The sequence below is a fragment of the Microcystis sp. M179S2 genome, from assembly GCF_020245805.1.
GTDB classification, from domain to species: Bacteria; Cyanobacteriota; Cyanobacteriia; order Cyanobacteriales; family Microcystaceae; genus Microcystis; species Microcystis aeruginosa.
In genome coordinates this window covers 1-9,180 of record NZ_JADBUE010000053.1, presented here as the reverse complement: position 1 = coordinate 9,180, position 9,180 = coordinate 1, and the positions used below count along the sequence as shown (strand labels likewise).

At 46.1% G+C, this 9,180-nt stretch carries 8 protein-coding genes and 1 pseudogene; 3 read left to right on the top strand and 6 right to left on the bottom strand.

What is annotated here, in order from left to right; all coding sequences use genetic code 11:
• Together IM500_RS03080 and IM500_RS24680 are read left to right on the top strand one after the other, a co-directional pair.
• Positions 1 to 252 (top strand): Rpn family recombination-promoting nuclease/putative transposase (locus tag IM500_RS03080; RefSeq protein WP_287737649.1); only part of this gene is annotated, 252 nt, incomplete at its 5' end.
• A gap of 198 nt (positions 253 to 450) precedes the next feature.
• Positions 451 to 603: pseudogene (locus tag IM500_RS24680) on the top strand (transposase); the annotation flags it as partial.
• Between the two features lie 453 nt (positions 604 to 1,056).
• On the opposite strand, the gene IM500_RS03070 reads toward IM500_RS24680, so the two are convergent.
• The 4 genes from IM500_RS03070 to pilM form a co-directional block, all read right to left on the bottom strand.
• A complete protein-coding gene (locus IM500_RS03070; RefSeq protein ID WP_190720753.1) occupies positions 1,057 to 3,186 on the bottom strand; it encodes a secretin GspD/PilQ domain-containing protein in 2,130 nt (709 codons plus the stop codon).
• 71 nt (positions 3,187 to 3,257) lie between these two features.
• The gene (locus tag IM500_RS03065) at positions 3,258 to 4,031 is read right to left on the bottom strand and encodes a pilus assembly protein (RefSeq protein WP_190720756.1); all 774 of its coding nucleotides are present in this window, start codon (positions 4,029 to 4,031) and stop codon (positions 3,258 to 3,260) included.
• Complete coding sequence (locus IM500_RS03060; RefSeq protein WP_190720759.1) at positions 4,028 to 4,798, bottom strand: PilN domain-containing protein; 771 nt, start codon at positions 4,796 to 4,798, stop codon at positions 4,028 to 4,030. Before IM500_RS03060 ends, IM500_RS03065 begins: the two co-directional genes overlap by 4 nt.
• Before the next feature lie 9 nt (positions 4,799 to 4,807).
• Positions 4,808 to 5,923, bottom strand: a complete 1,116-nt coding sequence (pilM, locus tag IM500_RS03055; protein ID WP_190720762.1) for a type IV pilus assembly protein PilM — start codon at positions 5,921 to 5,923, stop codon at positions 4,808 to 4,810.
• A gap of 509 nt (positions 5,924 to 6,432) precedes the next feature.
• Here pilM and ilvC point away from each other — a divergent pair.
• A complete protein-coding gene (ilvC, locus tag IM500_RS03050) occupies positions 6,433 to 7,425 on the top strand; it encodes a ketol-acid reductoisomerase (protein WP_190720765.1) in 993 nt (330 codons plus the stop codon).
• 198 nt (positions 7,426 to 7,623) lie between these two features.
• On the opposite strand, the gene IM500_RS03045 is transcribed toward ilvC, so the two are convergent.
• Positions 7,624 to 8,412 carry an ECF transporter S component gene (locus IM500_RS03045; protein WP_125731853.1) on the bottom strand — a complete coding sequence of 263 codons (789 nt, stop codon included), beginning with the start codon at positions 8,410 to 8,412 and terminating at the stop codon, positions 7,624 to 7,626.
• A 58-nt stretch (positions 8,413 to 8,470) separates the two neighbouring features.
• Entirely contained in the window at positions 8,471 to 8,962 is a 492-nt protein-coding gene (locus IM500_RS03040; RefSeq protein WP_287737650.1) for a class I SAM-dependent methyltransferase, read from the bottom strand.
• Positions 8,963 to 9,180: the final 218 nt, after the last annotated feature.

Sequence of the window (9,180 nt, the reverse complement as noted above, 5' to 3'; positions counted from 1 at the left end):
TTGGTTTATAAGTTACCCCAAGTCAGTAGAAAGGAGATAGAAGCGATGTTTAGTTTAAGCGATTTAAAACAAACTAAAGTGTATCAGGAAGCTTTAGAAGAAGGTAGAGAGGAAGGCCGACAAGAAGGCGAATTAGCGGCAAAATTAGCCTCTATTCCTCGTTTATTGGCCTTAGGATTAAACTTTGAACAGATAGCACAAGCTTTAGAATTAGAGATCGAACAGGTTAGACAAGCAACTCAAAGAGAATAGGAAAGGTTCAAGGTGATCCCATTTTAACAATGGTTTGATCAATTGACACAATCAGCAGTGGCTATCTTTTGCCAGTAGCCATCAAGCATCAAAAAAATGGAGAATCACGTTGGGGAACCCTTTGGTATTTTATCCATGACTACAATGCACAGCAAAGCAAAGGATTAAGCCGCCATCACTACTACCGAATCACCACCAAGATTTGGTTTAAATCTGTGCATGACGAAACTACCTGAAACTTCAGAAACGTCCATTGCTCTTACCTTTTTGGTTGTTAATCTTTCCCGACTGCTTCGGCAGTTTTTTGGGCTTTTTTTGTCTTTCTGGCTTTTTCTGCGAACAAATGAACTAAGATGCCACCAACGCTTTAATAAAAATTATGTTAAAAGTTATAGCGTTTCCTGTTCGCAAGAGGTACATTGTCGATGGTGAAAAGCTTAATCAGCAAAGGTTTGACTGTGCCACACAGGTGTGAGAAACGCTATATTTTACTCAAGTAAAACTTATCCCTCGGGCGACAAATTATTGGCACTCAATAGCATAATTCTTTGAGCGACTTTTTGCCGCAAACCCTACTTAGGGCTTGCGGCAAAAAGTTTTTCCTGGGGGCAGGGTGTAGGGTGTGGGGTGTAGGGTTTTACCGATTTTCAGGTGGTCAATTACCTAATTTTCAGGGAAAAAGTCCCGGAATTTTCCCCCCGATCACTCCCATGCCAGGCACTTTTGGATTTCCAAAAGGTCTAAAAACCTTGTTGGATAAGGTTTTTAGATTTATTCAGCCAGCCCTATATAACTGATTACTGATTACTGTCGCGGTTGTACGGGGAAACCTTGACGCTGAAGCATTTCCGCCGCATCTTGGCCCGGTTGATAGTTGATGCCGAGGGTAGAGGTGGCCGTATCCTCGATAATTTTAGGAGTGAGGAGAATAATCACCTCCGATCGCTCGTTGCGATTGGTACGACTGCGGAATAAAGCCCCTAAAATGGGAATATCGCCTAAAATCGGCACTTTTGTCTCAGAACTCTGTTGGCGCTCTTGGATAATGCCGGAAAGAATTAAACTCTGTCCATCCCGGAGACGAACTAAACCAGAAGTCAATTCCCGACGAATCAGAGGGGTAAGGGTGTTGATTGTGAGACCACCGCTATTAAATTGAATTGGAGACCCCGGAGAGGCGATGGTAGGGCTAACCGACAGGGAAATAAAGCCGTTATCATCCACCTGATCGACGTTTACCGCTAAAGTTAATCCAGCATCGGCCAGTACAGGGACAGTGGTGCGTTCGCCACTGAGAGGATCTACACTTGTCTCCACACTTTCTAGCACTTTCTCGGTGAGCTTAACGGTGGCCTGTTGACCTTCCTGCACCACCAGGGAGGGATCGGTGAGAATCTTGGCATTTCCTGTCTGAATTGACGCTTGCAGGGTCATCAGGAATTTTTGAGGATACTGGAAGAGGGTCGGGGGTTCGTAGGTGAAGACATCTGGTTTAGCGGGTGTCGTGACTCCGGTGATGGGATTGAACGTGCCTGGCTCGCCTGGTGTAAATTTACTCAATCCGGGCTGAAAAGGATTACTAATCCCACCAAAACTAGGGCGCGAGTAGGGTGTTAGACCCCCTGAAAAGTCATTGAGTCCCTGGTTAACACGGCCAAAAGGAGCGCCATTCTGAATGTCAATAAAAGGTTGAATTGCTGCTGTCCCCGTACCCGATATGATATCAAAAATCGGCACAACAGGCTGTGCGAAAGCCCCCGGTCTGCCTACAGTTGAGCTAGTGGGTGGGTTCATATTACCAAAGTTCAGCACTGCTGCCCCGTTATCTTGAACGAAGAAACCATCGTTAAAACCGAAGGAAAAACTACTGTTAAAGCGGTCTGTATTGAGCAGGTTGACATCGATAACTTTGACATTAACCACCACCTGACGGCGACGGGCATCCAGTTGGGTTAATAAGGATGTGGCGATCTGGACTTGTCGGGGTTCGCCGATTAAATTAATAGAATTCAGGCGATCATCGGCGGCAATTCTTAAACCGGTTAAAAGTAGGGCAGCTTTTGATCCTTCTGTGTTTTGGGGGGTCAGTGGCTCTAGGGTGGGAGCAACATCCCGGCGACCGGTTACTCGTCCGGTGAGGGGATCGACGATATCCTCGGTTTGGGTAACTAAACGCTGGTATTCCGCCCCTTGGGTGGCGAGGAAAATGGCGGCGGCGACAGCTTTAACTTGATTGAGACGCAGGGTGCGGCTAATTAGATTACGAGCCCCTTGGGGTAATTGCGCCCCGACAAAGATGGTTTTACCCTGACGGTTAGCTTGGAGTCCGGAAATTAACAAGACGGCGTTAAAAATGTTTTCCACCGATTCGTTAGTAAATTCCAAGGAAACTGTCTGAGAGGTGGCGTTAGCTTCCCCCTGGGCGCTGGTGAAAACGACGTTATAACCGGCATAGTTAGCAAGGGTCATTAACACTTCTCTAGCGGAAGCTTCCCGGAGTAAAACACGAGGTACAGTCATATTGCGATCGAATTTGACCTTTTCGGCACTAGCATCGATGTTAGAGATGGCAATATCTCCCACCGGTGGGGCGACGGCCCGGGGTAGGGTGGGAGCGCCAGGGGCTTGGGGTACGCCTTGAATGATAATTTCGGGGTTGGGAACCATGGGCGCACTTTGGGCGAGCAGTTTTTCCCTGGCTAAAATGCGATCGCTGATTTCCTTTTGTACGGCCGCGCTGGAAGGGACAAGCTGATTTGGCGACTTTTGTAAATTTTCTTTACTTAACTCTTGCCAAAATTCAACTTTTAATGTAGGGGATTTTAACTCTGAACCATCGAAGGAAATGGGGGTTTCGGCCAAAGCGCTCAGGGGAGCCATCAATAAAAACGAGGCAATTTGGGGGATAAACAGGGCATAGCGGGACGGATTCACTTTATTCACTCCTCAACAATTGGGGGATTCAACGGACAAAAAACGCAATACTCACACCGGATTGAAGACTATTATTGGGGCGGACTAGCGGGGGGTTGACCTTCGGCGGGGGGGGGCGGTGCTAATTTCGCTAATTCGGCGGCATTGAGAGGAATAATCACATCGAGAAGAAAGGTGGTAGTAACGGGTTTATCGCCTTGGGGAACGATAGTGGCTTTATTGTTGCCGGTACTAACCACTTTAACCGCCGATCCTTCCTTTTCCATCTGGGTATTGAGACTGTTTAGCAAAATGAGCGGCTGTAATCTTTCTAAATCCCGAATAACCTCTTGAGTGTTAGCATAGTTCCCTTCGAGCTTGACGTTAAGAGTTTGACGTTTGAGCTTATTATTAACTGCGCTACCGAGGGAACCATCGGAGACCACCACCGGTTCTAGTCGTTGGGGTTGGAAACTAATCAGCTTAACATTGCGAGACTTAAAGATATTACTAATATCTAAGAGAATAGTGCTTAAGTCTTTTTCTTTCGCAAAAAGCGAGAGTATTTGCTGTTTAGTTGCCTCTTTTTGTTGCAACTGACTCTCAATTTTTGCTAATTCGGCTGGTCTGAGACCGCTTTTTTGTTGATCTATCTGTTGTTGTTTGCCAGCTGCATCGTTTTGCAACTGTTGCCAGGTATCATAAGCGGGCATCACCCAGTTAAAAAGCAGATAGAAAGAGCCAAGTAAACCTAGCACAGCGGCAGCGATGCCACTATTGCGGGGAGTAAAAGTTATCCCGAAAGCGATAGGATACTCGTCAAATTCCTCTAATTCCCGATCTTCAAATTCTTCGGTAAAGGTCATGGTTGAATGGCTCCTTGGCGTTTGAGAGTATTAATCCTAGTGACAACTCCGAGTGCTCCATTCCGGGCGAGATTGGGCAGTTGTTGAGTAGCGGGAGTATCACTTAATTGGGCGGTGATCACAAATTGAACCGCTTGGGGGAAAGTGACATTAATATTTTTGTACTGATTGGCCACCTGTACGGGTAAATCGGCCAGGGCAGCACTTTCGATCGCGGTTTTCTTGCCCTGTAAAAAAGGAGAAGCTTGCAGGGTTAAGAGATAATCATTTACTGCTTCGTAACTACTGGCAAAACCACTGATTTTTAACTGAGTAGCCCGATTCGGTTGCCCTTGATCTGGGGCAGCGGGAACCTCCACCTGCTGCACACTGGTTAGCTGGACGCTAGGGGGAGTTTGCAGGCGAATTTCCTGAAGAATAGCTGACCAAGGCCTAATCTGATTGAATACAGTCACCAGAGCTTCATTTTCTTCTCCTACCGCCGTTAGTTGCGCTTTCATGTCTTCTAGCTTTTTGCTTTGGGCTTGCAGTTGACCTAATTCCGAGTCCAGTTGCTGAATTAGGGCCTGAGTTTCGCTGGTTTGCAAACCGACGATTAAACCGAGTAATCCCGTCAGTGTCAATAATCCTGCCCCCACTCCCACACCGATCCACAGGGGTGTTTGTTTACGCAGGTTAATAGCGGTGGAAATCTTGACCGCGGGGGTTCCTTTGCCCGTTTGGTTAAGATGGCGATCCTTAAGAAAATTAACGTCAAGACTATACATAATTTTTGTCTATACCTCCCGTAATCCTAAACCGAGAACTGTTCCTAATCCAGGTCTTTCGGTATTAGGAATCTCTTGAGTTGTATCTAAGTTCAGTGATGCGATCGGATCGATTGCCATGGTGGGGACGCTGAGACGTTGAGTAAAGTATTCGTCTAGTTGCGCTAAACCGCCCCCGGGACCGGCTAAAAGTAACTGGACGATTTCCATTTCATCACTTTGGTTAAGATAGAAATTAATCGATCGCCGTAACTCATCGGTTAATTCCCCTAAAACGCGCATCAGTGCCGTCATCCCGGCGTTAGTAGGGGCCCCGGAAGTGCCGGTATTGGTGCTAAGACTATCAAAGGCAATAATCGGAATTGTCATCCCCAAAAGAATCTCAGGACTGCGGGAGGTGGGCAAATTCATCGCCCTGGAGAGGGCATTTTGTAGCTGGAAAGTGCCGATGGGGACAGTGCGGGAAAATTGGGGAACGCCGTCCACCACGATGGCAATTTCCGTGTTATCAAATTCTATATCAACAATAACGGCGGCTTCATTGGAACTAAACTGTCGCAAATGCTCGCGAATCGTCCGAATTAGGGCAAAACTATTAATTTCTAGCACATCTACCTGTAATCCTGCCTGTTGGAAGGTTTCCATATAGGCATCGGTAATCTCCCGACGAGTAGCAACTAATAATACTTGTACTTTTTCGATCCCGTCTTCATCCTGAAAGTAGCGTAGTTTTTGGTAGTCGAGATCCACTTCCTCGCGAGGATAGGGAAGGTATAAACTAGCCTCATGATTTAAGACCAGATTGTGCAATTCCTGATCGTCCAATTCCGAGGGAATGGGGATAATCCGGATAATTGACTCGCGCATCGGCACACCAGTAGCGACTCGTTTGCTGTTAATTTTATTTTCCTTGAGGACTTCTTGGATTAATTCCGCTAAAGCGGGGGAATCGACGATTTTTCCCTCCTCAAAGATGCCTTCCGGGATATCCGACGAACAACATTTAACTAATTTATAATTTTGTCCCTGTTTGGCGATCTGAGCTATGTTAATACGCTCTGGGGTGATCTCTAACCCAACACCTTGAGGTTTTTTTGTCAATAGCTTTTTAAAAAAACTTACCATAGATTTTCCCGGGCAGCTCTAAGAGAATTAGTGATTAACAAAGCCAATAATTTTTTGACCTGATTTTATCTAGGGTCGATCAAGGCAGTAAATCAGTCTATAAACGATCCTGACTGGGTAAATTACCCAGAAAAGGTAAAAATCGAGAAGGAGAGAAGCTATTTCTGCACTAAATACTAACCCGATTATCTGTGTTCAGATCGAGGTTAATCTTAACTAGGTGAGAGGAGAGGAAGTGCTTAATGATAGTGACATTGTACTCAATTTTGGTGAAAGAACCAAGTCCAAGCGAAAAATTGGCCATTACCCCCCCTTTTTTTTCTGCTCCACTAGATCAAGCCAGCCAAGCCTAGTTAGAATACCCAATTATCTAGAGAAAATTTCAATTTTTCTAGGCACTATTTTTTCTTGACTCCAGGAAACCGGCGATCAAATGCTTCTGACGGGCGTGATTTTCCCCTATAATTAGGAGTTTGCACAGTGACAAAAGAAGTTAAGGAGCGATTTCGATGGCACGAATGTACTATGATGAGGATGCCAATTTAGATTTATTAGCGGGAAAAACGATCGCTATTATTGGTTATGGTTCCCAGGGTCATGCCCACGCATTAAATCTCAAGGATAGTGGCGTTAATGTGATTGTTGGTCTATATCCCGGCAGTAAATCGGCAATCAAAGCCAAAGAAGCCGGTATTCCGGTTTATGATGTGGCCCAAGCCGCTAAAATTGCCGACTGGATCATGATCCTCTTACCGGATGAAGTGCAGAAAACGATTTATCTCCACGAAATTGCCCCGAATTTAAGCGAAGGCAAGGTTTTATCTTTTGCCCACGGCTTTAATATTCATTTCGGTCAAGTGGTTCCCCCGGCTAACGTTGATGTGGTTATGGTCGCACCCAAAGGACCGGGCCATCTCGTCCGTCGCACCTACGAACAAGGTCAAGGAGTCCCCTGTTTATTCGCCGTCTATCAAGATGCTACCGGCCAAGCACGCGATCGGGCGATGGCCTACGCTAAAGGTATCGGTGGCACTCGGGCCGGAGTTTTGGAAACCACTTTCCGCGAGGAGACAGAAACAGACCTTTTTGGCGAACAGGCAGTATTATGCGGCGGTTTAAGTGCTTTAATTAAAGCCGGCTTTGAAACCCTCGTGGAAGCTGGTTATCAGCCCGAATTAGCCTATTTTGAGTGTTTACACGAAGTGAAACTGATCGTCGATCTGATCGTCGAGGGCGGTTTAGCCAAAATGCGCGATAGTATTTCCAATACAGCCGAGTACGGTGACTACACTCGCGGTCCGCGGGTGGTGACGGAAGCGACTAAGGCCGAAATGCGGAAAATCCTCGGGGAAATTCAATCGGGACAATTCGCCAGAGAGTTTGTCCTCGAAAATCAAGCAGGTAAACCGGGGTTCACCGCTATGCGTCGTCAAGAAGCAGAACATTCGATCGAAGAAGTCGGTCAAGATCTGCGGGCGATGATGAGTTGGCTAAAACGCTAGTTCTCTTTTTTTCGGTGGGGGGTTGGAGGCAACCAGGCAATTCTTGCCCTTGCGTCCGTCCCGACACTCGACCCCCCACTCCCCAAAAGGAAAACTTCCTATTTAGGAACCTGCGTAGGAATAATATCCCAGCCAGACAGTCGCTCTGTAGAAGAATCAGACAAGCCATAAATGGTACATTATCAAAGCGCAAGTCCCTTAGTAGATCGCCTCTCTTGATTTAACCAGACCGATCGCCCGTAAACCGGCAATCACACCACAACCGATCACCATACCGACAAAGGAACGAATCAGATTTTCTACAGGAATGATCGGAATTAAAGCGATCCAGACTTCTTCGGGCCAGTTAAAAATCGAGTAGGTAATGGCGACGGCCCCTAAATGGGAGAGGCCGCTGGCGGTCCAGGTACCCCCAAAAATTCCCGCCGCTACTAGGGCCAAATTGCTGCCTTTGATCCAATGGGTAAAAAGAGTCCGGGTTGGTAGGATAAATAATACCAAAGCTGACCAATCGACGAAAGCCCCGGCAATAAAGATTCGTGGCGAAATGCCGTTCAGTCCGATCGCCCGGTTAGCGTAGATAAACAGGGGAATCAGAAAAATTAACGTTAATCCTAACCACCAATAACGGCGTTTTTTGCCTAAAACCATCGTTCCCGCCACAAAACTGGCTATAATTGCCCCAAAGACCGAAATAGCGGGAATTCCTGCCGTGTAGGGGGCAAGGAAAGCCCCAATTAAGGACCCGATGCCACTAGCGATCGCCCCAGCGATCGGGCCGAGTAACCAACCCAAGAGGGGAAAAACCGCTTGACTGAGGGGCATACTACCGCCGGAAGCGAGGACAATGGAGAAGGGAATAAAAGAAAGGGTAGTGACAATGGCGGCTAAGACGACAATATAGGCGATCGGCGCACCATCAATGGCGGCACTACTGACAGCTTCCACTTTGCGTTCTTCGCCTTCGGGGATAATATCTAGGGTCATAGTTGCAAGGGTAATTCTAACTTTTCTATCATCCTCTGGTTTGATCTTCTTCCGGCAATTATTGATTTTTTCGATAACAGCGCACGGTAATGTGATAGGGATGAAAAATCTCTAGGAAATCTTTTTGTAGGGTTTGAAAAAAGCTCTCAATAATTTTGGGATCGTCGAGATGAAAGGGATATTCTTGATTAAATCCTTTGAAAAAATACCAGTTAATAATTAGCTTTCCTCCTGGGTTTAACCAGTCATAGAACTTTTTAAGTTGGACTGTAGGTGAGGGCAAATGCTCGATGACATCCAAACAGATAATCGTGTCAAATTTTAGCCGTTCGGGAATTTCCGTATAGAATGAGAGCTTATTAGTATCGAGATTTAATTGCTCGGCACGAAAGCGAACAAATTCATGATGTAGGGGATTAAGATCGCAATAGATCACCTGTTCAACCCCAGAATTTATTGCGGCAGCTAGGGCATGAGTACCGATTCCGCCACCAAAATCTAAGACTTTTCCGCTACCGTGATCATCAATTAATCTCAGGGTTTCCCCGATATATTCTTGACTGGATAAATGCCAAGCAGATAATTAAAATAAATATTTTTCTTTGACTTGTTCCTGATAGAAATAATGGTTCTTCGTTACCTGGTATGGTTCGATAGGGGGGCATAAATCGACTAAATCCTTATCTGGCAAGAGACTTAATTGATTAGTTCGCTCTAGATCAAAAATAATTGACAAAAATCGCCAAATGCCTTTCTATATAAGGGTTC